The sequence below is a fragment of the Chitinophaga sp. 30R24 genome (genome assembly GCF_049056765.1).
Classification (GTDB): Bacteria; Bacteroidota; Bacteroidia; order Chitinophagales; family Chitinophagaceae; genus Chitinophaga.
In genome coordinates this window covers 972,754-997,787 of record NZ_JBJGXX010000001.1, presented here as the reverse complement: position 1 = coordinate 997,787, position 25,034 = coordinate 972,754, and the positions used below count along the sequence as shown (strand labels likewise).

Annotated in this window: 21 protein-coding genes; 10 read left to right on the top strand and 11 right to left on the bottom strand. The window is 44.2% G+C overall.

Features of this window, described 5'->3' with window-relative positions:
• The first annotated feature begins 249 nt into the window (after positions 1-249).
• Positions 250-1,248: an alpha/beta fold hydrolase gene (locus tag ACDQ55_RS04125; protein WP_420979868.1), complete on the top strand. Its 999-nt coding sequence runs from the start codon at positions 250-252 to the stop codon at positions 1,246-1,248.
• Positions 1,249-1,254: 6 nt separating this feature from the next.
• Here ACDQ55_RS04125 and ACDQ55_RS04120 read toward each other — a convergent pair whose 3' ends face one another.
• Together ACDQ55_RS04120 and ACDQ55_RS04115 are read right to left on the bottom strand one after the other, a co-directional pair.
• Complete coding sequence (locus tag ACDQ55_RS04120) at positions 1,255-3,486, bottom strand: patatin-like phospholipase family protein (RefSeq protein WP_420979867.1); 2,232 nt, start codon at positions 3,484-3,486, stop codon at positions 1,255-1,257.
• Between the two features lie 68 nt (positions 3,487-3,554).
• A complete protein-coding gene (locus tag ACDQ55_RS04115) occupies positions 3,555-4,610 on the bottom strand; it encodes a COX15/CtaA family protein (RefSeq protein WP_420979865.1) in 1,056 nt (351 codons plus the stop codon).
• Between the two features lie 185 nt (positions 4,611-4,795).
• On the opposite strand from ACDQ55_RS04115, the gene ACDQ55_RS04110 reads away from it, so the two are divergent.
• A complete protein-coding gene (locus tag ACDQ55_RS04110) occupies positions 4,796-5,248 on the top strand; it encodes a hypothetical protein (protein WP_420979864.1) in 453 nt (150 codons plus the stop codon).
• 95 nt (positions 5,249-5,343) lie between these two features.
• On the opposite strand, the gene ACDQ55_RS04105 is transcribed toward ACDQ55_RS04110, so the two are convergent.
• Entirely contained in the window at positions 5,344-8,322 is a 2,979-nt protein-coding gene (locus ACDQ55_RS04105; RefSeq protein WP_420979863.1) for a glycoside hydrolase family 3 N-terminal domain-containing protein, read from the bottom strand.
• A gap of 281 nt (positions 8,323-8,603) precedes the next feature.
• On the opposite strand from ACDQ55_RS04105, the gene ACDQ55_RS04100 reads away from it, so the two are divergent.
• The 3 genes from ACDQ55_RS04100 (at position 8,604) to ACDQ55_RS04090 (ending at position 11,127) form a co-directional block, all read left to right on the top strand.
• Positions 8,604-9,191 (top strand): adenylate kinase, encoded by a 588-nt coding sequence (locus tag ACDQ55_RS04100; protein ID WP_420979862.1) that lies wholly within the window; start codon positions 8,604-8,606, stop codon positions 9,189-9,191.
• 144 nt (positions 9,192-9,335) lie between these two features.
• Positions 9,336-10,361, top strand: a complete 1,026-nt coding sequence (gene obgE, locus ACDQ55_RS04095) for a GTPase ObgE (protein WP_420979860.1) — start codon at positions 9,336-9,338, stop codon at positions 10,359-10,361.
• A 67-nt stretch (positions 10,362-10,428) separates the two neighbouring features.
• Positions 10,429-11,127, top strand: coding sequence for a hypothetical protein (locus ACDQ55_RS04090; RefSeq protein ID WP_420979858.1), 699 nt, complete (start codon positions 10,429-10,431; stop codon positions 11,125-11,127).
• 29 nt (positions 11,128-11,156) lie between these two features.
• Here ACDQ55_RS04090 and ACDQ55_RS04085 read toward each other — a convergent pair whose 3' ends face one another.
• From ACDQ55_RS04085 to ACDQ55_RS04075, 3 genes are all read right to left on the bottom strand, one after another.
• Complete coding sequence (locus ACDQ55_RS04085; protein WP_420979856.1) at positions 11,157-11,702, bottom strand: GNAT family N-acetyltransferase; 546 nt, start codon at positions 11,700-11,702, stop codon at positions 11,157-11,159.
• Positions 11,689-12,054 (bottom strand): DUF7674 family protein, encoded by a 366-nt coding sequence (locus ACDQ55_RS04080; protein WP_420979855.1) that lies wholly within the window; start codon positions 12,052-12,054, stop codon positions 11,689-11,691. Before ACDQ55_RS04080 ends, ACDQ55_RS04085 begins: the two co-directional genes overlap by 14 nt.
• Positions 12,055-12,288: 234 nt before the next feature.
• Positions 12,289-12,591, bottom strand: coding sequence for a YbaB/EbfC family nucleoid-associated protein (locus ACDQ55_RS04075; protein ID WP_420979854.1), 303 nt, complete (start codon positions 12,589-12,591; stop codon positions 12,289-12,291).
• A gap of 166 nt (positions 12,592-12,757) precedes the next feature.
• Here ACDQ55_RS04075 and ACDQ55_RS04070 point away from each other — a divergent pair, with 166 nt between their 5' ends.
• The 3 genes from ACDQ55_RS04070 to ACDQ55_RS04060 all read left to right on the top strand — a co-directional run bounded on the left by ACDQ55_RS04070 (position 12,758) and on the right by ACDQ55_RS04060 (position 16,874).
• Positions 12,758-13,993, top strand: coding sequence for an NAD(P)/FAD-dependent oxidoreductase (locus ACDQ55_RS04070; protein WP_420979852.1), 1,236 nt, complete (start codon positions 12,758-12,760; stop codon positions 13,991-13,993).
• A 61-nt stretch (positions 13,994-14,054) separates the two neighbouring features.
• Complete coding sequence (locus ACDQ55_RS04065; RefSeq protein ID WP_420979851.1) at positions 14,055-14,246, top strand: DUF2891 family protein; 192 nt, start codon at positions 14,055-14,057, stop codon at positions 14,244-14,246.
• Between the two features lie 69 nt (positions 14,247-14,315).
• Entirely contained in the window at positions 14,316-16,874 is a 2,559-nt protein-coding gene (locus tag ACDQ55_RS04060; RefSeq protein WP_420979850.1) for a DUF3857 domain-containing protein, read from the top strand.
• Here ACDQ55_RS04060 and ACDQ55_RS04055 read toward each other — a convergent pair.
• From ACDQ55_RS04055 to ACDQ55_RS04045, 3 genes are all read right to left on the bottom strand, one after another.
• Positions 16,871-18,064, bottom strand: coding sequence for a hypothetical protein (locus ACDQ55_RS04055; protein ID WP_420979849.1), 1,194 nt, complete (start codon positions 18,062-18,064; stop codon positions 16,871-16,873). The two genes, ACDQ55_RS04060 and ACDQ55_RS04055, sit on opposite strands and share 4 nt — an antisense overlap.
• Before the next feature lie 9 nt (positions 18,065-18,073).
• Positions 18,074-18,724, bottom strand: a complete 651-nt coding sequence (locus ACDQ55_RS04050; protein ID WP_420979848.1) for an ATP-binding cassette domain-containing protein — start codon at positions 18,722-18,724, stop codon at positions 18,074-18,076.
• 137 nt (positions 18,725-18,861) lie between these two features.
• Entirely contained in the window at positions 18,862-20,625 is a 1,764-nt protein-coding gene (locus ACDQ55_RS04045) for a DUF4836 family protein (RefSeq protein WP_420979847.1), read from the bottom strand.
• Positions 20,626-20,857: 232 nt separating this feature from the next.
• Here ACDQ55_RS04045 and ACDQ55_RS04040 point away from each other — a divergent pair, with 232 nt between their 5' ends.
• Complete coding sequence (locus ACDQ55_RS04040) at positions 20,858-21,124, top strand: YciI family protein (protein WP_420979846.1); 267 nt, start codon at positions 20,858-20,860, stop codon at positions 21,122-21,124.
• Between the two features lie 51 nt (positions 21,125-21,175).
• Here the strand turns inward: ACDQ55_RS04040 and ACDQ55_RS04035 are convergent, their stop codons facing one another.
• Together ACDQ55_RS04035 and msrB are read right to left on the bottom strand one after the other, a co-directional pair.
• Complete coding sequence (locus tag ACDQ55_RS04035) at positions 21,176-22,192, bottom strand: SRPBCC family protein (RefSeq protein WP_420979845.1); 1,017 nt, start codon at positions 22,190-22,192, stop codon at positions 21,176-21,178.
• An 89-nt stretch (positions 22,193-22,281) separates the two neighbouring features.
• Entirely contained in the window at positions 22,282-22,767 is a 486-nt protein-coding gene (gene msrB, locus ACDQ55_RS04030; RefSeq protein ID WP_420979844.1) for a peptide-methionine (R)-S-oxide reductase MsrB, read from the bottom strand.
• A 324-nt stretch (positions 22,768-23,091) separates the two neighbouring features.
• On the opposite strand from msrB, the gene mutL reads away from it, so the two are divergent.
• Positions 23,092-24,999 (top strand): DNA mismatch repair endonuclease MutL, encoded by a 1,908-nt coding sequence (gene mutL, locus ACDQ55_RS04025; RefSeq protein WP_420979843.1) that lies wholly within the window; start codon positions 23,092-23,094, stop codon positions 24,997-24,999.
• The last annotated feature ends 35 nt before the right edge of the window (positions 25,000-25,034 follow it).

The following is a 25,034-nucleotide window of genomic DNA, read 5'->3' as shown; positions in this document are numbered from 1 at the left end:
CCCGTTTTAAATAAATGTAATCATTTAGTCAAGCCTCAATAACATGATACAATTAAATGAAAATCAATAACTTAATAGTCTGCTTTAACTTTAATGTCTACCTGATTACAAGCCATTGCTTAACAGCAGTGATAAACGATATTGTAAATAATTAAAAATCAATAATTTACAGGAAAATTTATTGATTTTAACACTTGTGGCTTCAATTTTGCGCCTCCCATCCATTTTTAATAGCATAATGCATCTATCATGAAAAAAATATTTTACCTACTGACCATCAGCTTCTTACTGATATACTATCCAACTATAGCACAACAAATGCCTATCCAGGATATTACTCTCACACAATATAAATATCCCTTCCCGGTACATTTTTTACAGCTGCAGGTGCAAGGTGAGCCTTTAAAAATGGCCTATATGGATGTACAGCCCTCCCATCCTAATGGTAAAACGGTAGTACTCCTTCATGGTAAGAACTTTAATGGGGCCTATTGGGACAGCACCGCTGCCGACCTTAGCAACAATGGCTACCGCGTTATCATACCAGACCAGATCGGCTTTGGAAAATCGACCAAGCCAGCACACTTCCAATATAGCTTCCAACAATTGGCCCTCAACACCAAAGCCTTACTGGATACCCTTCAGGTAACAAAAGCTGCTATTCTAGGACACTCCATGGGCGGCATGTTGGCAGTTCGTTTCGCATTGATGTATCCGGCAGTAACCGAAAAACTTATCCTCGAAAACCCAATCGGGTTGGAAGACTGGAAAGTGAAAGTACCTTACCAATCGGTAGACAAATGGTATCAGTCGGAACTGCAACAGAACTACGACAAGATTAAGCAATATATGATGGATAGCTACTATGCCGGCCAATGGACCCCCTCTTACGATAAATGGGCCCAACTCCTGGCCAGCTGGACCAGCAGCCCGGATTATTCCCTGGTAGCCTGGAATGCCGCACTCACCTACGATATGATCTTCACCCAACCTGTATTGTACGAATTTCCCAATATACAGGCTCCCACCCTGCTCATTATCGGCCAACGCGACCGCACCGCGCTGGGTAAAGCCAACGTACCGGAAGAAATACGTAAAACACTGGGGAATTATCCAGAATTAGGCAAACAGGCCGCCGCCAACATTCCTCATGCTAAACTGGTGCCTATTGAAGGCGTAGGACATCTCCCACATATCGAAGCCTATGCGAGATTTATTGCGCCATTATTGGAGTTCCTGAAACAATAACCCTTTTTATTGGGCCAATAATTTTACGACATAATCCAATGCGCTCTGGTTGCCAGGGTTATCCAACGCATGGGCTATATCCAATTTTTCACGGGAAGTAAGGTGCCACGACAAGGCCGCTGCCTTATCCTGCTTTTCTGGCACATACTGAAAGATAATCCGGTGGAATTTATCCGGAAAATAGCCTTCCATATAGTTAATGAGGTCGTCTTGATCGAAATCCTGCATAGAGCTCCAATGTTGCTGCATCGTAAACAGCGGCTCAAATAAGAGATCTCCAAGATCTTTCGATTTTTTGATCGCCGAAATATCATTCTTACGGGTATCACGGATCTGGATATATACTACACCGCTGGTGTTCTCATTAATCCATTTGCGGAAAGTATAAAGATAGCGCAAGGTAGTTTGCTGCCCGAAATTATCGCGGATACCTGCATCCATCACATCAATAATAGGATTACTGGGTAAATAGGCATTAGGTAATACATAAGGAAAAGTGGCGCACATGCGGATTGCACTCGTAATATGCAGGTCCATGGCATCCTGAGCAGCAAAATACTGAGCAAAGTCTACTCCATCAATATCCCTCACCTGGCGGGTAGGGTACAGATATTGCGGGCTGCACAGATAGCTAACCGGTTGAGGGGAAATAATTAACCGGCGACCATCTGTATTGATAGTGGCGCTCCAAACCAGCATAGGGATTTCGGCGTTTCTCTCCGGCTGCTGATAATCTTTCAGTGATTTAGCCAATACGCTGTCTGTATGCTCATTTAACTGGGTTTCGAAAGCATATCCCCTGTCTTTCGAATAATGGTTCTTCCCCACACTAAAGCTTCTCCAGGGCGTAATAAAGTCATTTACCGCCATTACGCTGAATACAGAGTTCAGCAAGTCTTGAGATACTTTATCGGCATAAATGCTATCCCATAAATTAATCCGTTTACCTTGCTGTTGCTCATAATATAATTCCCGGAAGTAAGTAGCTCCCAGCATCCCTCCGGAAGCGCCCGTCATAAACACAGTATGGCCCATTAACTGCCCTTTCAGCAAACTATCCAACCGTTGCAACACGTGGAAGCTCCAGGTAGCGGAGCGGCTACCTCCTCCGCTGAAATTCAATACAATTAAGGGAGGCTTTTTATTAACGGGGAATTTCGCTTTCCAGGAATTCAGTATTTGAATTGTTTGCTCCTTGTCTGCCTCATATTTCTCCTTGGTAAAAAATGCCTGCAATGCGGCTACACTATATTCCGGACGGCCTTTTTTCTCATAATAGTTCAATCCGTAGGCTTTATTCCGGTTATCCACCCAATCGTGTTCCACCATCCAGTTCAGTGCAAACAGCGTGATGAGCAAAAAAGGAATAGACCAGGTTTGTAACATATAGGAATATGCACCGGCCACGCCAATCAGGAAAGCAAAGAATATCAATACACTGGCGCCAGCAGGAATCCTGAAAACATCATAATCCATCATATAAGCCAAAATCACCAGGAAAATCAGCGCGCAGCCTACCGTGATCATTGCGGCAAAGTGATGTTGTTTCAGGATACTATCAAGATAATGCTTATTGTAATGGTCTACATTCCTAGCCCGGCGTATGCGCCAGGGAGTGGAAAAATAGTTATGCACAGGCAACGCGTTTTCATCCGGCTCCTGCGTTGGCTTCAGGATCATTCGCACAAAATTGCGGGGATTTCCAAAACGTTTTTCCAATCTTCGCCCAATATTTTTATCTGCATTAAAAAAATAGAAGAAACAGAAGAAAATAATAAATAATACACCACAGATATACCCTTCACCCAGTAACATAATGTCGGGGATACTACTCAATTGTTCATAACGCTGGTATTCCCATCCCCGGAAAAGCATGCTTAAAATAAACAATAAGGGAATGATGGCATTATTGAGGCAATATTTAAAGAAAGGTTGGGAAGTAGTAGCCAGGAACTTGAACCTGCCGGTATGCAAAATAAACGTAGTGATCTGCCAACTCATGATAAACATGCCGTTAGCCAGCCCCAGGATGGTGGTACTGTAGAAATTTACCTTACCCAGATATTCAGGCGCCAGGTACAAGGCGTCTCCCCCAAATACTTTCGCAAATCCACCGTTAATGGTACTGAAAAGGATCACCCAAAAAACGAGTAGCACCTGATACTTCCTAAAATGCAGGAGTAAAAGCTGTATAGGGAAAGAATAGTAAGTTTTTATCAGTAATAACTTCACCTTCATCAGACCGATTATTACAAATAAACCTACGGAAAATTTAGGGAATTATGAATTCAGTGGCGCTATTTAAATTAACGCGCGACGGATTTCCTTCCCTGGCTTAGAAACAAAGTCCAAATAAGCGACAATAACAGCAACATTCCCACAGCCTGGTGCAAAATACCAAAGGTGATAGGTATTTTCACCTGGCTGTTAAGCAGTGTGAGTACGCCCAGCAACACTTGCAGCAATACCAACAGCAGAGGCAGGTAACGGATGGCATGCAATAAGCTATTGGCCGGCGTTTTTGCGGCTTTCCACCACCAAATGGCAATCAGGATGGTGATGAGGTACGCCAGACCACGGTGTATAAACTGAATGGTAATAGGGTTATGGGCAATATCAGTTGCAAATCCACCCTGAACGAACATACCGGATGGCACCCAGGCACCGTTGATGTCTGGCCAGGTATTGGCTACCAACGCGGTATGCAAACCCGCCATGAAGGCGCCATATATCAACTGTACTACCAATAAAGCGAGTAACCATACATTCAACTTGCGCAAGGAAGGCACCGTTTGCACTTCTGCTGGCGGCACGCTCAACTTCATGGCAAACCAGAATACATAACATAGTAATACCAAAGCGGAAATAAAATGTACCGCCAGGCGGATATGGTTTACATACAGGTTTTCTTCATTCAGGCCACTTGCTACCATGATCCAGCCTATCAATCCCTGCAAGGCCCCCAGTACAAATAAGATGGCCATGGGCCTGATCATACTTTCATTAATCCTCTTCTTAACAATAAAATAGATGAAGGGAATAAGGAACACTACCCCCATTAACCGCGCCCAATCGCGGTGTAGCCATTCCCAGAAGAAAATGAACTTAAAATCCGATAAGGAGAAGTGATTATTAATGTATTTGTATTGAGCGATCTGTTTATATCCTTCAAACGCTTTTTCCCACGCCTGCTGATTCATTGGCGGGAAAGCCCCCAAGATTGGTTGCCACTCTGTAATAGATAAGCCGGAACCTGTTAAACGGGTAATTCCCCCCAGTAATACCTGAATGATCAACATGCCCACGCCAATATACAGCCAGATGGCCACGGGGCGGTTATTTTTTATTGTAACTGCTTCCATAAACGGTGCAAAAATAGGGAATGAACAGCGAACAAGTCCTTTAAATACTCACATTATTTTAACAAATGCGTAATGTTCAGTTAACCCGCCGATCGGAGCTTTGCCCTGTAATCAAAAGGCACCATTGTATTAGCTAATACCGCCCTCAAATTAAATTAAAGATGAATACCTTAAAAAACAATGTCATGAAACCAGTACACTTTGTTTCATTAGCACCCAAAACAATTTTATTAGTTTTCGTTACTTTCCTGGCTCCGGCTTTAAAATCAGCAGCACAGTCTAACTCATTTGTTTATAACGTAGAAAGGATGCTTAAGGAAGCCCCGATGAACATCACTCCGGCTACTTTCGATGTTAGCATCGCCCAGATGCAGAAAGATCAGTTACTATTTGAGCTGGCTGTAACAAATCCTGAAAACGATAAGCTTACCCTCTACATCAAAGACAACTTCAACAACACTTTGCTCCGTGAATCACTGCCATCCACACTGCGTTTTGTAGGCCGCTACAACCTCGCTTCCCTGGAAGATGGTAACTATACCTTCGAAATCAGAAACGGAAAAAACAAGTTAGCAGAGAAATCCATCGCCATCAAAACACAAACACAGGTCAACAGAAATGTATCTGTAATAGAATAAAGTAATTACCGGAGGCAAAGACCACATCCATCCTGAATTTACCTAGGTCCCTTGCGGGCTTTGCCTCCTTACCTTATTTTTATTGACTACACCGTTTACATAGTAGACTCATACACTGCTTCTAGCATTTTCTCCCGTGTATGCAGCGTAGTTAGTTTCGTATTAGCGCCACCGTTAGGATATACCCGGTTGCTCAGGAAAATAAATACGATGTTACTGACAGGATCAGCCCAAACACAAGTGCCCGTATAACCTGTATGTCCAAAAGTAGCTGCAGAGGCACTTTTGGCAGGATAAGGCTCTTTTCTGGCGGCATTGTCTTTATCCGGTTTATCAAAGCCCAGGCCCCGGCGGCTGATTTTACTGTTATAAGTAGTAAACAGCTCCACAGTTGCCGGTTTTATGTACTGCACACCATTGAAGCTGCCTTTATTCAGGAGCATCTGCATGATCACACCCAGGTCGTGGGCATTGGAAAAAAGACCAGCATGACCGGCTACACCGCCAAACATCGCAGCGCCGGGATCATGTACATCGCCACGCAATAGCTGCATCCGGAAGGTATATTCATGTTCGGTAGGCACAAGCTGTGGTAATGGGAAACGCTCTCTTGGCAAAAAACCAGTAGTTGCCAACCCTAAGGGGATGTAAAACGTTTCTCTTACATAGTCATTTAATTTTTTACCGGTTAATTGCTCTACCACTTTTCCTAGAAACAGGAAATCACAATCGCTATATACATATCCCTGGCGGGGCGACAATTTGCTCTCCAATATCTTCTTCCAAAGGGTATCTATGTAATTATGTTCTTCATAAAGCTGATCTGCTACCCGGATATCATACACTGCATCGGGTGTTTTATGGTAGATCACGGTATCGGGGTATCCATTCCGATACAACGTTTCCTTATAAAAAGGAATGAACGGCGTTAACCCAGCCTGATGCAATAGAATATCCCGTATGCGCAATCCTGCTTTATCAGTGCCTTGCACCATAGGAAGATATGTTCCTAGCGTAGCGTCCAGATTTAATTTCCCTTCGTCGTACAAGCGCATAACAGCCAATGTGGTAGCGCATACTTTGGTAACAGAAGCCAAATCATAAATAGATTCGGGCGTAACCGGTTCTGCCTTGTTATATTCATAATGTCCGAAACAGCGACTATACACTACTTTCCCGTTTTTCATAGCCAGCACCTGCGCACCAGGGGCAGCTCCCCTTGCAATCATATCATTAGCCAGTCCATCGATCTTCAGTAAAGCCTGTTCATTTAATCCTGCTTCTTTAAGTGTAGCTACCGGCAAAGCAGTATATTGATTCAGCTGATAAATGCCAGTGCCAGAAGGTAAATCACGACATACTGTAACCGGCAATTTGCCCGAAGGGGCCAGCTTCCCAAACAACAAGTCTGCGGCCACTCTCTGGGTAGTACTATCATCTTCATAAGCCGCTACCAGGCCAGGCGCATCACAGAAATACTGTATTGCGTAAGGATTGCCAAATACAACGGTAGCGGAAGGCATTTCAGCCTGTAACTGCCTTACAATGAGGCGTTGGGCCAAAGACAAGCCAAAGTTACCCGCCGGCCGCCGGCTATAGTTTTGCAAACTGATGATCACTGCTTTATAATCCCGTTGTATGCGGGATACAATAGGCGCAATCTGTTCTACAGACTGACGCGCTGTAAATACAAATACGTCTGTACCTGGTTTATACAACTTTACTGTTTCCAGGAAAGTGTTACTCGCATCTGCTCCTACAGCGATAACAGCCAACTTTTGCTGGGTCATGGCCGGAGAAAATGGAATCAGCTTTTTATCGTTGCGAACCAGGGTAATGGCCTGTTCTGCGATACGTTTTCTCAAAGCATCCGTACCCGCATTGAGGTCTGCTGTCAGATTACGGGTATCGATATGCTGTGGTTGCCACAAGCCCAGGTTATACTTAGCCCGCAATACTTTTTTCACACGCTCATCTACCTCTTGCTGGCTAATTCTACCTGCTTTTATTGCTTTTCTGATAGCCTCCACACTGCCGGCAGCCGTAGAAGGCAGAATCATCAGGTCGTTGCCTGCCAGCAGCGACTGTAAGGATTCCTGTCCCTTGGTATAAAACTTAGCAATACCTTTCATTTCCAATGCATCGGTTACAATCAATCCTTTAAAACCCATTTCATTTTTCAACAGTTTGGTAACGGCATTATAGGAAATAGAAGTAGGTGTATTCGGCTTTTTATCGATCGCTGGAATATATAAATGCCCGATCATTATGGATTGCACACCGGCAGCAATGGCCTGCCGAAAGGGGTATAACTCCAGGGAATCTAATTGCGCCCTGGATTTATTGATAGTGGGCAAGTCCAGGTGAGAGTCTACATTCGTATCCCCATGGCCTGGGAAGTGCTTGGCACAGGCCATAATCCCGGCATCTTGCATGCCTTTAATGGTAGCTACGCCCATACGGGCTACCTGGTATTTATTTTCTCCGAAAGAACGGTCGTTGATCACCGGATTGGCTGGATTGTTATTTACATCCATATCTGGCGCAAAGTCGATATGAATGCCCAACCGCCGGCATTGTTCCCCCATAAGCTTTCCGGCGTCATATGCCAGTGAAGGATCTTGCACTGCCCCTATCATCATATTTCTGGGCAGGGAGATAACGCTGTCGAGTCGCATGCCTAGTCCCCATTCGCCATCAATAGCCACTAACAGGGGCACTTTAGTGATAGACTGGTAATAGTTGGTAAGATAGGCTTGCCTTTCCGGTCCACCTTGGAAGAAGATCACACCGCCAACTTTATTTTCCTGTATATCCTTCACTACTGCGTTAACATGGTCCTGACCAAGATTGGAATGCGCCCGTATCATGATCAACTGCGCAATTCTTTCGTTGGGGCGAAGCGATTGAAACACGCTATCTGCCCATAGCGAGGCCTTATCCTGCTGGGGGGAGGGCGCCTGCTGGAGGGTTTCTTTTTTACGTTTATTATCCTTTACCCGTGGAGACGTAGAGTAAGCGCTCCCGGTCATTATCAACCCTATAAGTCCTGCAACCAATAATTCTTTCCTCATATCATAAATTTACAAATATTAAGCCGGAAAATCCAGTAGGGCTGGCTGAATATCAACTAATTACTGATAATAATCATATGATTTTGTTGAATCGAAAGTAATTTGTTAAATTAGGTAAGGCTGTTGAAGATATTTTAGGGAATCTCCTGAAAATTTGAATGACTTTTACTATTTTGTCAAAATATTTACATTTGATTTAATCAATTGTAATTTTAATCACCAATACATTCAACAGTTTCTTATATTTGCAATCTTGCGAGTAAAGTAGATTTTAATAAAACATGGTCAATCTCATTTTATTTGGCCCTCCCGGTAGCGGCAAGGGTACACAAAGTGCTAACATTATCCAGAAATACGGACTTATCCACCTTTCCACGGGCGATCTATTACGCAGTGAGATTGGCGATAAAACGCCATTAGGTATTGAAGCCAAGAAGTTTATGGATCAGGGACTGCTGGTTCCGGATGAAGTGGTGATTGGTATGATCAGTTCCAAACTGGAAGCTAATCTGGAGGCACGTGGTTTTATTTTCGACGGTTTTCCACGTACCACTGCCCAGGCTGAAGCGCTGGACAAACTACTCGCATTGAAGAAAACAGCGATCTCTGCCGTGCTTTCCCTGGAAGTACCGGAAGATGCGCTGGTAAAACGCTTACTGAACCGCGGCTTAACCTCCGGTCGTAGCGACGATGCTTCTGAAGAAGTAATCAAAGCACGCATTGTAGAATATCATAATAAAACTGCTCCTGTAGCCGACCATTACGCAAAGTTTGGCAAGTTCAAGAAAATAAAAGGCGACGGTACAGAAGAAGAAGTCTTCGACCTGTTGTCTAAAGAACTGGATGAATTGGTAGCAGAGAGAGTATAACTATACCTTCAACCTCTTTTAACGCAAAGATGGTGAGTTGGCAGCTTCCGGCACTTACTTCGTGCTAATTAGCTGAAACTTCACGATCTTTGCGTTTTGTTTTCCCGGATGTAAAGGAAATCCGGGTGTTTAAAATTGAGCATTGTGGAAAAAGCGAATTTCGTAGACTATATCCGTGTATTTTGCAAATCCGGTAAAGGTGGCGCAGGCAGTATGCACTTTATGCGTACCAAATTTAATGCACAAGCAGGCCCCGACGGAGGGGATGGCGGAAGAGGCGGACATGTGATTCTGAGAGGCAATTCTCAGCTATGGACCCTCCTGCACCTGCGCTGGCATAAAAACCTGCTTGCAGAAGATGGCGAAAATGGTAGTGGCGACAACTGTACCGGCCGTTTTGGCAAGGATATCATCATTGAAGTTCCACTGGGCACACAGGCCAGAGATGAAGAAACCGGTGAGGTGGAAGCTGAAATCCTGCACGATGGCCAGGAGGTGATCTGGCTGCCAGGCGGACAAGGAGGAAAAGGTAACGCCTTTTTTAAATCCCCCACCAACCAAACCCCCGAATATGCCCAGCCCGGCATGCCCGGATTGGAAGGCTGGAAAGTAGTAGAATTAAAGGTGTTAGCCGATGTAGGACTCGTTGGCTTTCCTAACGCCGGTAAATCTACCCTCCTCTCTACCATTACCGCTGCCAAACCCAAAGTGGCTGATTACGCCTTTACTACCCTTACCCCACAATTGGGCATGGTAGCTTATCGCGATAACAGGTCTTTCTGCGTGGCCGATCTTCCCGGTATCATTGAGGGTGCCCACGAAGGAAAAGGATTAGGCCACCGGTTTTTACGGCATATTGAAAGAAACGCCGTATTATTATTCCTTATTCCAGCTGATAGTGCGGATCATAAAAAAGATTTTGAGATATTAGTGAATGAGCTGGAACAATATAATCCCGAATTGCTGGATAAACAGTTTCTGCTGGCCATTAGCAAAAGCGATATGCTCGACGATGAACTGAAAACCGCCATCGCCGCAGAACTACCTGAAAATGTACCACATGTATTTATTTCATCTGTTACCAATCAGGGACTCTCAGAACTAAAGGATATCCTCTGGGAAGCCCTGAACAGAAAGGTAGACTCGCCTGGCATAGTAGACGCGGATTAAAACTGTTGCCAGATATAGGGGAAACTATTCCAACGCCAACGTTCGTTACAGTATTCCTGCATACTATATGAAAACACTTATTTGCTTTGCCGTTCTCTTGTTATGGCTATCAGCCTGCAAACATGCTGTATCCCCTGTAAAGGAAAAACCAGTACAGATAGACACGATGCAACTGATAGCCCCTCCGGCTACATCCGTGAAAATACCCTCCCAGGAAGTACATGTAACCAAACATGATTCCACTACCTATATCCGTTTTGGTGACTGTTACTTTTCCCTGGACTGGATTAATCCGGATGAACCACGCAATAATAATACAGCATATTGCCCGGATACCTTGTATTTCCGGCTCGACCATCTGCGTACCCTCGAAGGACAAAGGCTAGCCATCACTACCCCAACAACCATAAAAATAAAGGTATCGCAGCGATACGAAACCAGCGCACTCATTAACAATGAGCCTCTTCTTCACTGGAAGCATTACTGCTCTCCCTGGAAAGCACTGATACCGGAAGCGAGCAGTTTCTTTATCTGCCGTGCCTACTCCAACGCAGAAAGACACCGCTTTCCCATTACCCGTGTATATGACCTTCTCCAATATGTGAAAAAACAACACCTCTCCGGCATATTGCCACAGCTCTTACGGCTAAGCAACTTCCCTGCCCCACCTGTTCATATAGATATCAGCAGATATTACCTGAAACTGGAAGGGCTGCATAAACATCTCAATAAATTACTGGTTATCGATGTTGCTTTTAAAGGTTAATGGCATCGGTTGCTGGTAGCTTCATACGTTTATACAGTAGGCTGAAACAACATCGCTGTGCACAAACAATTCCTGTGATGCTTCGCTACCAATATAGGATAGTTAACACAGCTCTTACACCCTTCCCAAAATTGGGGGTCGCTGGGAATCTGATCGTAAGTTACCGGTTCAAATCCCAACCGGGTGTTTAGTTTCATTACCGGCAAGCCAGTGGTAATACTAACCAGCTTTGCCGCCGGGTACAGTAACCGGCTTAATTCAAAAATTTTTTGCTTAATGGCCGCAGCTACTTTCATTCCCCGGAAAGCAGGGGATACAATTAAGCCACTGTTGGATACAAAACGCTGCTGCTCCCAGGACTGTATATAAGAAAAGCCCGCCCAGATGCCGTTAGCCGTAAAAGCTATCACCGCTTTCCCCTCCAGGATTTTGGCACGGATAAAAGCCGGTTCTCTCTTTGCAATACCCGTTCCCCTGGCTTTAGCCGAGGCCTCCATCTCCGCTACTATAGGCAGCGCAAAATCAAGGTCTGCTGGGGTGGCTAACCTCACTACAAACTTCTTATCTGCTTCCATTCTCTGTTAATTGATGTTGTATATAAAGAGCATAAAGAACATCCGGTACCAGGGAATACATCCTCACCCGGCTTACGGCATCTACCAGCGGGATGTTGCTGATAGTTGGTAAAAACACACGGACAATCGCTTCACGTACAACTCCATTGCCCCGCTCGTATAATTTCCCCGCCACCTGCATGCATTTGCCGGCTACCTGGAAATTTTGCTCCCGGAGTTGCTTGTCGGTATATTCACTCAAACAGCTAACTGTGTCATATATATGAAATATAGCCGGGAACTGATGCAATGCTTTTCTTAATGCCGGAACAGCATCTTCTATACAGGCCGGCACTTCATACTGATTGATCATCTGCATAAATTTTTACACCTTACTCATGCCAAACGCTGTTCCATATTCCCTTCAGGGAATGTTAATATTAGTGAGGTAAAGGGTTAGCCATAAATTTCCAGGAAAAACAGCAGGTACAACAAAACGAAAAGCCTACAGATACTGAAGGGTATTTGCAGAAACGGAAAACAAGGGAAAAGTGATAAAGCCGAATATCACGCAAAGCAACCATGGTTGCTTTGCGTGATCAATAATTTATAGTAAACCACCAAGCATACCGCCCGCAGCATTTTTCATTTCAGACTCCCAGGAGTTTTCAGCATCTTTCAATGCACGGTTCAATGCGGAGATCAGCAGATCCTCCATTTCTTCTTTACTATCCGGTGTAAGGAGATGAGCCGCCACATCAATACTTTTCACCTGGCGGTTACCATCTACGGTTACTTTTACTGCACCATTACCGGCTTCGCCGGTTAACGTTACTGTAGCCAAACGCTCTTTTCCTTCCTGCATTTTTTGCTTGATCTGTGTCAGCTTCCCAAATAAATCCCCAAACATAGATTGTGTGTTTTTAAGAAGAGCAAATATAAGCGTTCCACTTACGGTGAAGAAATTTGTCTTTAGAAAAACGACTGACTATCAATCAAAAAGCATTATTTCTAAAATACCAAACGCTGCATGTAACTATTCCGTATCTTACTTTCAGGTAACAGCATCATCAATCATGGAAACAAAAGTTTGTATTATAGGCGCAGGTCCTGGTGGGGCTACCGCCGCCCTGCAATTGGCCCGGCTTGGCATTGAATGTATCGTAGTAGATAAAGCCGTTTTTCCCAGAGATAAAGTGTGTGGCGACGGATTAAGCGGAAAAGTGCTCACCCTTCTGGAGCGCATCGACAAAGGCATCGGAGAACGCCTGCAACAAGCCCTGTTTAAAGCCGACAGCTGGGGCATTACCTTTGTGGCCCCTAACCGCACCGGAATGGATATCCCCTACCGTATGAATTACCAACAAGACAAAAGCAATCCGAGAGGCTTTGTTTGCAAACGCATCGACTTCGATAATTTCCTGGTGGATGAAATGAAACGCTGCCCAGAAATACGTTTGTTTGAAGGTATTGCTATTGATAAATACGAACTCAAAAAAGATGGCTATCACCTATCCAGCAAAGATGGGAACTTCCAGATAAAAACCGAACTGGTGATTGTAGCCAATGGAGCCCACTCCAGCTTTACTAAAGAAGTAGCAGGTATTAAAATGGAACCGGCTCATTATGTAGCTGGTATCCGTGCTTACTACAAGGGCATCAACGGATTGCACACCGACAACTTCATTGAACTGCATTTTCTGAAAAACATGCTTCCCGGATACCTGTGGATATTTCCACTTCCCAATGGCGAAGCAAATGTAGGCGTAGGTATGCTTAGTAACTCTGCCCGCAACAATAAAATAAATCTGAAGCAACTCATGCTGGATACCCTTGCCACCGATCCTGTGATGAAAGAACGGTTTAAACATGCGAAATTGGTAGGTAATATAGATGGATATGGCCTTCCTCTAGGCAGCAAAAAAAGGAAACTGCATGGAGAACGTTACATGTTGGTAGGAGATGCGGCCTATCTCATCGATCCTTTTACCGGCGAAGGCATCGGCAATGCCCTCTACTCTGGCCGGATGGCCGCCCTACAGGCAGCAGCAGCCATCACCGCCAACAACTATTCAGATGCCTTCCTCGCTACTTATGACAAAGATGTATACCGCATCCTGGGCCCCGAACTTCAAATGAGCACCAAACTACAAAAACTGGTTAAATATCCCTGGCTGTTCAACCTGCTCATGAAGATAGGCTCCCGTAACAAACAGCTAAAAGACATCATGTCTTGCATGTTCCATGAAGTAGACCTCCGGAAAAAATTGGGACAACCTGTATTTTATGTAAAATTGTTATTTAACAGATAAACGATAAAATAACCATCCTGCAGGTAGCCCAAGTAAAAGACCATACAGAGGTCTCCATGGCTTGAACCTCAGTCGCACATGGTGCCTTGATGCTATTGCCGCTCATAGCGATCATAATCAGGCCGCTATTGAGCAACTGGCGCGCCAACACCGGGAAGCCAGCCTGCAACAGATTTTCAGTGGGAACTATGCCGGCGAGCATTGGCTGGCATCTTTTGCTGTATATATGTTAACTGTTGGAAAACAACCGTAATTTTATCCCCAGATTTAATATACCTATGCCTGACCTCAACGATGGTTCAGCATATCATCAAATGTTACTATGCTCCCTACGATAACCAGAATATTGACCTACTCGTTATCAATATTTTTATTGATTACCCTTTCGCTGATATCCCACGCGCAAAAGGTAAATATCGGCCCCTTACCAGACTGGCTGGTGCCTTATACACCCAACCTTACACTAAAGCCCAATGCCAAAAATGTGAGCGACGGTTATTACTTGCTTTTGTTGGAAGAACAACGGCAAGTAGAACTGAAATGCAATTATCAGCATTTTATCCGCCAGATCGTTTCAGAAGCCGGTATTCAGAACGGATCTGAAATCTCTGTAGACTTCGACCCACAATACGAAAAACTTACGTTTCATAAAATTGTGGTTCACCGGGATGGCAAGGAAATAAACCACTTGTCGGGAGCCAATTTTAAACTACTGCAAAAAGAACAAGACCTGTCGAGGTTTATTTATAGTGGTACCTATACTGCCTACCTGATCCTGGAAGATGTGAGAAAAGGCGATCAGATCGAATATGCCTATACGATTTCCGGCGACAATCCTATTTTCAACGGAAAGCTGGATAGCCGCATTTACTTTGTGTCTTACGATCCTATTGTAAACTATTATAAAAATCTGATTGTCAGCCCACAAAGAAATATCCGGTTTAAATTATTCAACAATGCAACCACACCTCTGCAAAAAAACTGGAAGGGTTTCACTGTATATGAATGGAACAAAGTAGATATCCGGGAAGCAGACAATACCAATTATGTGCCTTCCTGGTACAACCCTTTTACCAGAGTACAGGTAAGTGAATACAGCTCCTGGAAAGAGGTAGCCAAATGGGGCATGAAAATTAACGCTGCGCCCACTACCAGCACTGCATTGCAACAAAAAATTGCCACTCTAAAAAAAGCAGCTAAAGGCGACAAAGCCAGTTACCTGCTGCAAGCCTTGCACTTTGTACAAGACGATATCCGCTATATGGGCATCGAAATGGGGGAATACTCCCATCGCCCTAATACGCCGGATAAAGTACTGGCACAACGTTTCGGCGATTGCAAAGATAAAGCCCTGCTGCTCTGTACCCTCTTGCGGGCCAACGATATACCGGCCAATATGGCCTATGTGAACACCGACATGAAAGGCACAGTAAATGATATACTCCCTTCTCCCGGCGCATTCAACCATGTAATTGTACAAGTAGCCTTCAACAATAAAATATATTGGCTGGATGGTACTATGTCGTACCAAAGAGGTGGACTCGCCGATTTCTGTGAGCCGGAATACCAGCAAGCACTGGTTATAACAGATACTACCACCCAATTAACACCAATTATACCGGCCATCCGGGGCAAAACCATGATCCGTGAGCACTTTACCCTGCCAGACGATCAAAATAAGGATGGACGCCTGCAAGTAAACACCACCTATTTCCGTGACGACGCCGATGTCCAAAGGGCAGATCTGGCAGGAACCAGTATGAAAGAGAAGGAAAAATCTTATCTCAGTTACTACAAAAAACTCTATGGGGAAGTAGTGCAACAAGACTCTATCACCACACAGGACAGCGTGGTTAATAATACCCTACGGATAAATGAAAGCTACTTGATCCATCATCTCTGGAAAAAAGACAGTATCACGGATAAACTTAGTTTTACAGCCAATGCCCAGTCCTTTTATGATATACTCAACTATATCACAGATGATCAACGCAAAATACCCGTTTCATTGCGATATCCCTACGACCTCGACTACCAGATCATTATGGAAACGCCGATAGAATGGTCGCTGGATCAAACCCCAGTACACATTAGCAATGACTATTATACCTTTAACTATACCGCCGAAAAAAATGGCAAACAACTGATTCTCTCCTACCAGTTTAAAACGTTCAGCGACAACGTACCTGTAAAATTTATACCGCAATATGTAAAAGATTTAAAAAAAATGAATGAGATCAGTTCCCTGGATCTCAGTTGGAAACCGGATTACTCCTCTATCACACAGCATCCAGAAAGGAAGGGGAATTGGTTGGCCATCGTGCTTGCCCTGTTATTTGCGGCTATTTTTATCTATTTGTCTACTATTTACTACCGGTATTCCGTTTTATCGGTGAAAGATACTACAACACCAACGCCTATCGGCGGTGGGCTGGCCTTGCTGGCCATAGGACTTGTGTTTGCTCCTTTGGGAGAATTTGTGAACCTATGCCAGATGGAAGTATTCAGCTACACTTCCTGGCAAGTATTTTCTTCACGAAACGACCTGGGTAATGTTACACTGGTTCAACTTTTCGTGATTATGGAAATGATTTTTAACGTATTCCTCTTTATCTATAGCATTCTACTGGCGGTATTGTTCTTTAATAGAAGAGATACCTTCCCTTTCACCCTGGCTACTTATTATTTTATCTGCACCATTTTTATTTATGTAGATAATCGTATTAAAAGCTTTTATTTCGGTTCGCAGGAAGCAAACGGGTTCCTCAGTCTTAATTCCATTCTATGGCCGTTATTAAGAATGGCCATCTGGATTCCCTACCTATTGACATCCGAAAGAGGGAAAAATACGTTCGTTGTGCCTTACCGCAATAACCATTAAATATTATTTACATATTTCCTGACGGTAAGCAGGTTTACAATATATACCAGTACCAATATCACTATCGTACCGGCAAATACAGGTATGCCTGGCCAGGCACTTACCAGCATCTGATGCCTGGCTAATACTGAGGCAGCCCAATACTGCCCGGTGGCCAACAGCGCCAACGACAGGATGCCAATCACTATATAAACGGGCACAAACTGCTTAAGCAAGTAGCGTTGCAGCTGCGCAGGAGCAGCACCCAATATAACCAGCAACTGAATTTCCTGTTTGCAGGATGCAATCACTAATTGAATAAACATGCTGAAAACCAGCAAAGCAAAGAATAATAGTATTAGCCCAAAGAAACCAACTACCGACACAATGGTTTGTACAATTACACGGGTTTTGCTGAATTTCAGTTTATCTTGATTAGTGGTGTAGCCTTTATCTTCCAGATACTTTACTAGTTGAGGATTAGAAGGGTCTGGTGTTTTAATGATTACCCTGGAAGTACCGGCGGCTACACCGGGGCCATATCGCTGGTTGGCCCAAGCCATAAAAGAAGCCGGCACCAGGAAGGAAGAAATACGATCGGAAAAGCCTACCACATGTCCCATGTATTGGTCGGATACCTGATTATTGGAGATATTGACCTGCAAGGGCAAGGCCCTTACCGTTTCCTGGGAAATTTGTGGTAAAGCCTGGCTCAGTGAAAATCCAAAGTTATACAGGTTCAAAAAGTCGTTGGGAAGAATAATGGGGATGGTACGGTCTCCTACATGCCATTTCCAATCTTCATCCTTTACATCCAGAAAGCTATCTGGTACAGCTTCAAAGAACATATCGGTAGCGAAATGTAAATCTCCGGGCGCCTGAATCACAACTTTAAACTGGCTAGGCGTTACTCGTCCAAATGCCTGTACAAATGGTTGCTCTTTTATATCTGCTATATCTTCCGGGGTAAAAAAACTTTTATCTGCCTGCCCCATCATATCGTTGGTGATCTTTTTGTTGATCACGAGAAAATCTGCTGTTTCGTTCTGGTTTTGGGTGCTGTACAGCAGTTGGTTAAAGTTGGTATGGACTTGTATAGCGATTAGTATCAACAACATAGCGATGCCCAAACCGGCAGCAGCCATCAGGAAACGGGATTTACCCACCCCGGTTTGAATGATTTTCTTCAACAAGTCGAAAAAAGGGCGCATGAATCAACATTAAAGGTGATAATGTACATCATAGGGAAAATGATGATCGTTATCCAGGTCAGTTAAAATAAACCCCGCGTTGCGGGCTTTGCACTCATCAGCAATGAGTGCGGCTGCGCGTTGGGTATTGTCTTCATCCAGGTGGCTGAATGGCTCGTCCATAAGCAACCACTGAAATGGCTGTATCAGGGCGCGAATAATAGCTACCCGCTGCCGCTCACCATAGGAAAGCGTTTTGCCGCTTTGTTCCAGTATATGTGTTATGTTGAGCCGGGCCGCCATTTCATCTATCTTGCCAGCAGAAGCATAGGGTTTAGGCTGCATTACCCTTTTCAGTGCAATATTTTCCCGGGCAGTTAACTGCTCAAACAGCCGCAAGTCCTGGAAAACGATGCTAATATCCTGTTGCCGCAACTGCGCTATCTCATTTTTATTGTATGTCTGCCAGGAGCGGGCATTTATCTGAACATCCCCTGTATAATCGTAACGTATGTGATAGAGATAATGGATCAAGGTTGTTTTACCCGTGCCGGAAGGCGCTTTTATCTTCACAAAAGTGCCTGGCTTAAAAGTTACCTCCTGGTTCCATATATCCGAGGGCCGTTGCCGGAACTTATCCTGCAAAGGAATGGGCATGAGGTGATGTAACTGGATCTGCATATTGGCCATTGCTATTAACGAAACGAATATAACTAAAAAGAGATTGGATCAGAAGCCGGAACAGATAGCAGCATTACCGGCAATAAAAGAGTGTATATCAATGATATACACTCTTTTATTGCCGGTTGTATAACTTCTTATTGGGGAGCTACGGCAGTATCTACAGGCACGCCAAAGAGGCTATCTTCGTAAGCTTTGGTCTTAGCTTGTTTTTCTTTCACCATTTTAGCTGCTGCTGCGCTAAAATTGATCAATTGTACCAGACTATTCTGGTCTTTATTTTTAAAGGTAAGCACCGCTTCGGAATGTTGTATATCACCTCCATCTGCTTTACTGGTAATAATAAAGTCTTTAAACAGCTGCTTTACATCATGCAATATTTTTACCTGGTCAGTATCTACACCCTCTTCCGGAATATTAGCTGTCATTTTTTCCAGATCTATATAGCCGCCCAGCATAGTACCTTTTACCTTACTTTCCACACCATTGGGCAATTTGATATTACCCTTACCGGCAAGATATTGCTGGAGGAGAAGGCTATCGGAACCAAGGGTCACAAATTTATCGGTAACGGAAAGCGGAGGCAGGATAGCTGCTGCCATAGGGTTAACTATTATATAGCGATCTCCTTGCTTAGTAAACACCTCCTTAAACATAGGGGAAGACATTACCTTATCGATGGCATCTTTATTGCCTACTTTCATATTGAAGATCCATTTCAGGGAAGGTTTTTGGGTAAATTCCCCTGGCATGTACTCTTGTTTTTCAATAGTAAAATCAGATGCTACAAAGGTCAACTCGCCATCAAATGCGTTAAGGATATCGTCCATAGAAAGGCCAGACCTGCCGGTGATCATTATATTTACCAGCCCATCCATGCCGGTGGCTTTTATCAACTCTCCTATCAAATGAAAATCAAAAGCATAGGAAATAAAGCCTACTACATTCTCAGAAGGGTACTGCTTCAGCATATCCATGTTAATTTCCTTCTTACCATATTTTTTATAGATGGCCGCTACTTCCTTACCCATATAGGTGTCGCCATCAAAAATAACCTTGCCGTTTTCGAAATTAATGGTGCTGGTATAGCTTGTACCTTCCAATAATTTCTTCACATTAGCAGGTACCAAAGGCAGGGTGCCACTATTTAATACGGCATCGGCATTCACAAAAACACCGGCGTCGGCATCTTTTTTCAACAATTTGGCAAACGGTTCGATAGTAGTGGCGGTTTCTTCTTTTTTCAGGTGAAAGAGGTGATCCACTTCAGCTACCCATGTTTTGGCATCATCTTCTTTTGTCAAGAGGGCAACCGGCATTATACTGTCTGCCGGGGTGTTGGGATCAGAGCCACCTGGCGCCGGGAATCCAGAACCACCCGGATTTAAGCGGTCCAGATTACTGAGGTCCATAGGGTGCAGATAAATAACGGTAGATTTTGTCCATCCGATCACTGCTTGTTCCCTATTGTCCCAAATGTATTTAAAATCGTTTTGTGTTTGTTGAGAAAAATCTGTCACTGTTTTTTTCAGATAGGCCTCAAATTTGTCAGCATCTTTCAGATGACCCGTAATGCTTACATAAGATTTTTTCTCTGAGGGTTGTCCTTGCAGCACTACCGCTGCGAAGAAATGGCTTTGCAGATCGATACCTGAGTTTTCGGCATCTTTCCAGGCTTTCATTACTTCGTTGGCGGTATCCTTTTCTGCCGCATTAAACAACTTATCCATGGTAATCCCATTAGTAACCAGTTTGGTAGTAAGTTGCTTGGCATTGAGGTCTATCACTATGCTGGCAGTTTTAGGCACGTACCTGCTTTGATCGGGAGTTTTAGAGCAGGATGATAGGATAACCGCCATACTTACAGCAGCTAACAAAACTTTGGAAATTGTTCTTTTCATAAAAGCATATAAGAATTAAGAATTGATGCGGAGTTACACTGTTCAAACAATACGATTCCCACTATCGTGGTATTTCATTCGTGCAAAAGTACGTATATTTTTGTAGCATATATGTCTGATTTTTCCCTGGACAACAATACAATCATTCAATACTGATTAATAAGTTTATACCTTTGCTGCTAACTATGAAATTATTCTTAAATACCATAGAAAAACCATTATGTTCCTGATCATGCTACAATACATACGGCCCGTGGCGGCTGTAGAACATTACATGGAGGCGCATACCGCCTTTTTGCAAAAGCATTTAAACAGCGGCCGGTTCATATTATCGGGCAGAAGAAAGCCCAAATCGGGAGCTGTTATTGTTTGCAATGCATCCAGCCGTAAGGAAGTGGAAGAGATTATGAGCGAGGACCCGCTGGAGAAATATCAGTTGGCGCTATATGAGATCATAGAATTTGAGCCAACGAAGTATGCCAACACACTGGAGAAATAGTATTTCCGCCTTGTATGCCATGCCATCTGCTTACTCTTTTTTACTGCATCTTTATTTCATAAAGTAAATGACCTTCGTGAGCCATTTGCTGCTATCTCTTTCTTTGTCTGGATCGACTACATACATTTCAATGACGGGGGGCTCAATTTTCCTCCCCTTATCTGCAATAAACTTTTCAATGGCCACGTGTGCATTGGCTATTTTACTGTAAGGACCATAATAGTCTGCATAAGCGGCCTGAGCTGCTGGTAGAGTAATAATTTCGCACCCACGGGTGGGCTTGCTGCCTTCCGGTACGGGGATAGCTGCGGCCATATCTGTTTGCTGCTGTTGCACGTCCCAGGTAAAAAAGATACCGCAAGGCACGCCAGGCTGCAGATTAGCCTGCTGGGCTGCATTATAGATGCGTTCCAGATTAGAGCGGTAATAGTCGGCTATCCTGCTTATCGGTACTATTTTTCGTATAGCCACATACGTTGTAGCGGGAAAGTCCATTTCCCTTACGGCTACATCAATACCGTTCGGCGTTCCTGGCCCTTTTACCTCTGCTTCCGCCATACTTTTCAGATTGCTAAGTCCCTGATCAAAATCGCTTTGCATAGCGCCCTTCATGAAAAGGGTCATAACATTCTGCGGGCGTTTATAATACATATCGAAGCCCCACACTACCCTCGTTTTGCCGGCATCCTCGAAGAGGTGGAAATACACATCCGATTCTGCCGGGAAGGGAGTAATAAACGTGAGTTTCTGTATTACTGATTTAAAAGGCTCCAGGGCCAAGTGCTGCAATTTCCCTTCACCTATTTTACTACCTTTCCAGCTATCTGTGGCGCCCAGGGAGCCATCGTCACCGGAAATAGTAAACTTGGCGGTAGAATCCATCTCTTTCCAGGGACTCCACTCGTTAAATTTTTGAAATTTCACAATGTCATTCCAAACAATAGCCACAGGGGCTTCGATTTCTACAGTGCGCTCCACGTGTATATGGGTGGGCACAAAAAAGATCAGCGCAAGTGCTATAAACAGGATAATTCCTATAATCCAGGCGAGTGTTTTAAGTGCTTTCATGAGTGCGGGAGTTGTTGTTAATAAAAATACGTCTTTTTATTATGCAACTATCACACCGCATTGGCAATCAGGCAGAATATTGGCTACTGTTATTCCTTGTCACTGGCTTTACCTTGTTGGTAATGTTTGTCTGCTTCCTGTGCCTTTTCAAAATCCAGAATCACTGAGTTAATACAATAACGAAGTCCGGTTGGCGGCGGTCCATCGTTGAACACATGTCCGAGGTGAGATTTGCATCTTCCACAAAGTACCTCTGTCCGGTGCATACCATGGCTATTATCTGGCGCATAAATCACACTGGTTTTGGTAACTGGTTGAAAAAAACTCGGCCATCCACAGCTACTTTCAAATTTGGTATCGGAAACAAATAACAGGTTCCCGCAGGCAGCACAGTAATAGGTACCCTTTTCCTTATTATTCCAGTATTTTCCTGTAAAAGCCCATTCTGTTCCTTTTTCCCTGGCAATGTGGTAAACCTCTTCCGGTAGCACTTCTTTCCATTCTTCTTCTGTTAAATTCACCTTACTGGCATCTGTATGGGAGTAAATACCTCCCTTCTTTTTTCCATCTTCCATGATTTCTTTTTTTCACCTTTTTACGGGTAAGTACAGCGGGTAACCCCGATAGGGCTGCTCAAAATTATTTGATTCCATAAGTTCATATGTACAGTTTTGATTCGTTAACTTCTCGTTAACACTATCATTATGATTTCCTTCAGTTGCGTTATCCTAATTTTTTCTCTCTATTTAAATTACGTATGAACAAGCTTCATGGATTGTTATTTCTTGCAAATCAAGGGGCTATTTAACAAAACAGTTAGTTTTTTGTTTCAAACAGTCTGATAATCACCGATGAGCAACTGCATATAAATTGTTAACTTTACAGCAAAAGGCTAGTAAGTGGCGGATATCATCAATTTATTACCAGACAATATAGCGAACCAGATAGCTGCGGGAGAAGTGATACAAAGGCCGGCATCGGCAGTGAAGGAATTACTGGAAAATGCAGTGGATGCGGGTGCAACCGAAATTCAGCTGATCATCAGAGATGCAGGCAAGGAGTTAGTGCAGGTAATCGATAATGGCGGCGGTATGAGCGAAACAGACGCCCGGATGTGCTTCGAACGCCATGCTACTTCCAAAATACAATCTATAGAAGACCTCTTCCAGATCACCACCATGGGATTCCGGGGCGAAGCCCTGGCCTCCATTGCCGCCGTAGCTCAGGTGGAGCTCAAAACCAGGAAAAAAGGCAGCGAAGTGGGTACTTATGTGGAAATCGACAACAGCTTCGTAAAAAAGCAGGAACTTTGTCAAACTGCAGAAGGCACAAGCATCGCCATGAAAAACCTCTTCTTCAACGTGCCCGCCCGCAGAAACTTCCTCAAAAGCAATACAGCGGAAATGCGGCATATTGTAGATGAGTTTATCCGTGTGGCAATGGCCTTCCCACAACTGCAGTTCTCTCTCACCAACAATAACCAACAGCTGTTCCACCTGGAAAAAGGATCGCTCAAACAGCGTATCGTAGCCATTCTGGGGCAACATTATAACGCCCGCCTGGTGAGCGTAAAGGAAACTACCGACTACATGAATGTGTATGGATTTGTAGGAAAACCTGAAACCGCTAAAAAAACCAGGGGCGACCAGTTCTTCTTCGTGAATAACCGCTTTATTAAAAGCTCTTACCTGAATCATGCCGTCATGAACGCTTTCGCCGATATTATCCCGGCAGACAGCTTTCCCCTGTATGTGCTGTTCATTGATGTAAATCCCGAGCACGTAGACATCAACGTACACCCTACCAAACAGGAAATTAAGTTTGACGACGAAAAACTGATGTACGCCTTCATACAGTCGGCCGTGAAACATTCCCTCGCCCAATTTAGCATTACCGCTACACTCGACTTTGACCTGGACCCTAATATCCAGTCGCTCGATGCCGTGAGTAAACCATTTACGGCCCGCCAGCAGGAAGAATCTACACAAAGCCCCCTGTTTAAGTCTTTCACTCAGGCCAACCAGGCCCATATGATCGACAAAAGCAACCACAGCAGCAATTTGAAACACTGGAAAGACCTGTATGAGCCCAACAGCCATGATTCGCATGCAGGAAGCACTTTCTCCACTACGCCGGTACGGGAAACCCTACCCCCCGTTACCTACGAGGAAAACGAAGGACAACCTCATGCCACCGCCTCCGTCATCGATGAGCGCTGGCAAGATACCGCCAACGATCAGAAAGTGCCGGTACAGGTACACCAACAATATATTTTATCCCAGATCAAATCCGGGTTTATTTTAATAGATCAACAGGCCGCCCATGAAAGGATCTTGTACGAACGTTATCAACGCGCTTTACAGGAAACGCCAATGGCCACCCAGCAAAGCCTTTTCCCGCAAACCCTGCAGCTTCCTCCTGCAGATGCAGCCCTGATCAGTGAAATGCTCGCAGACTTGCAAACATTGGGATACGACCTGGAGCCTTTCGGAAACAATACCTTTATTGTGCGCGGCACCCCCGCCGATATCCGCAATGGCAACGACCAAGCGACTATCGAAAACTTGTTGGAACAATTCAAACATTTCAGCCATGAGCTAAAGGTGACCAAACGGGAACAACTGATCCGCTCCATGGCACGCAATAACGCCATCCCAGCGGGAAAAATATTGGCAGCCAGGGAAATGCAAAACATCATCGACGAATTGTTCGCCTGCAGTATGCCCAATATAGCACCAGGTGGCAAGTTCACCTTCATTTCTTTTAAACTAACCGACCTAGCCCGGATGTTTGAACGGGGAAATTAAAACGAGTAATCAATTGATTACCAAACCTTATATTA

Bases quoted from the DNA above. Each gene is read 5' to 3' on its own strand.
- ACDQ55_RS04055 (WP_420979849.1), bottom strand. From the start codon at position 18,064: ATGCGCCCTTTTTTCGACTTGTTGAAGAAAATCATTCAAACCGGGGTG.
- ACDQ55_RS04120 (WP_420979867.1), bottom strand. From the start codon at position 3,486: ATGAAGGTGAAGTTATTACTGATAAAAACTTACTATTCTTTCCCTATA.
- ACDQ55_RS04050 (WP_420979848.1), bottom strand. From the start codon at position 18,724: ATGCAGATCCAGTTACATCACCTCATGCCCATTCCTTTGCAGGATAAG.
- ACDQ55_RS04125 (WP_420979868.1), top strand. From the start codon at position 250: ATGAAAAAAATATTTTACCTACTGACCATCAGCTTCTTACTGATATAC.
- ACDQ55_RS04090 (WP_420979858.1), top strand. From the start codon at position 10,429: ATGAAAACACTTATTTGCTTTGCCGTTCTCTTGTTATGGCTATCAGCC.
- ACDQ55_RS04045 (WP_420979847.1), bottom strand. From the start codon at position 20,625: ATGAAAAGAACAATTTCCAAAGTTTTGTTAGCTGCTGTAAGTATGGCG.
- ACDQ55_RS04035 (WP_420979845.1), bottom strand. From the start codon at position 22,192: ATGAAAGCACTTAAAACACTCGCCTGGATTATAGGAATTATCCTGTTT.
- ACDQ55_RS04060 (WP_420979850.1), top strand. From the start codon at position 14,316: ATGCTCCCTACGATAACCAGAATATTGACCTACTCGTTATCAATATTT.
- ACDQ55_RS04070 (WP_420979852.1), top strand. From the start codon at position 12,758: ATGGAAACAAAAGTTTGTATTATAGGCGCAGGTCCTGGTGGGGCTACC.
- ACDQ55_RS04040 (WP_420979846.1), top strand. From the start codon at position 20,858: ATGCTACAATACATACGGCCCGTGGCGGCTGTAGAACATTACATGGAG.
- msrB (WP_420979844.1), bottom strand. From the start codon at position 22,767: ATGGAAGATGGAAAAAAGAAGGGAGGTATTTACTCCCATACAGATGCC.
- ACDQ55_RS04115 (WP_420979865.1), bottom strand. From the start codon at position 4,610: ATGGAAGCAGTTACAATAAAAAATAACCGCCCCGTGGCCATCTGGCTG.
- ACDQ55_RS04110 (WP_420979864.1), top strand. From the start codon at position 4,796: ATGAAACCAGTACACTTTGTTTCATTAGCACCCAAAACAATTTTATTA.
- ACDQ55_RS04105 (WP_420979863.1), bottom strand. From the start codon at position 8,322: ATGAGGAAAGAATTATTGGTTGCAGGACTTATAGGGTTGATAATGACC.
- ACDQ55_RS04080 (WP_420979855.1), bottom strand. From the start codon at position 12,054: ATGATCAATCAGTATGAAGTGCCGGCCTGTATAGAAGATGCTGTTCCG.
- ACDQ55_RS04085 (WP_420979856.1), bottom strand. From the start codon at position 11,702: ATGGAAGCAGATAAGAAGTTTGTAGTGAGGTTAGCCACCCCAGCAGAC.
- ACDQ55_RS04075 (WP_420979854.1), bottom strand. From the start codon at position 12,591: ATGTTTGGGGATTTATTTGGGAAGCTGACACAGATCAAGCAAAAAATG.
- ACDQ55_RS04100 (WP_420979862.1), top strand. From the start codon at position 8,604: ATGGTCAATCTCATTTTATTTGGCCCTCCCGGTAGCGGCAAGGGTACA.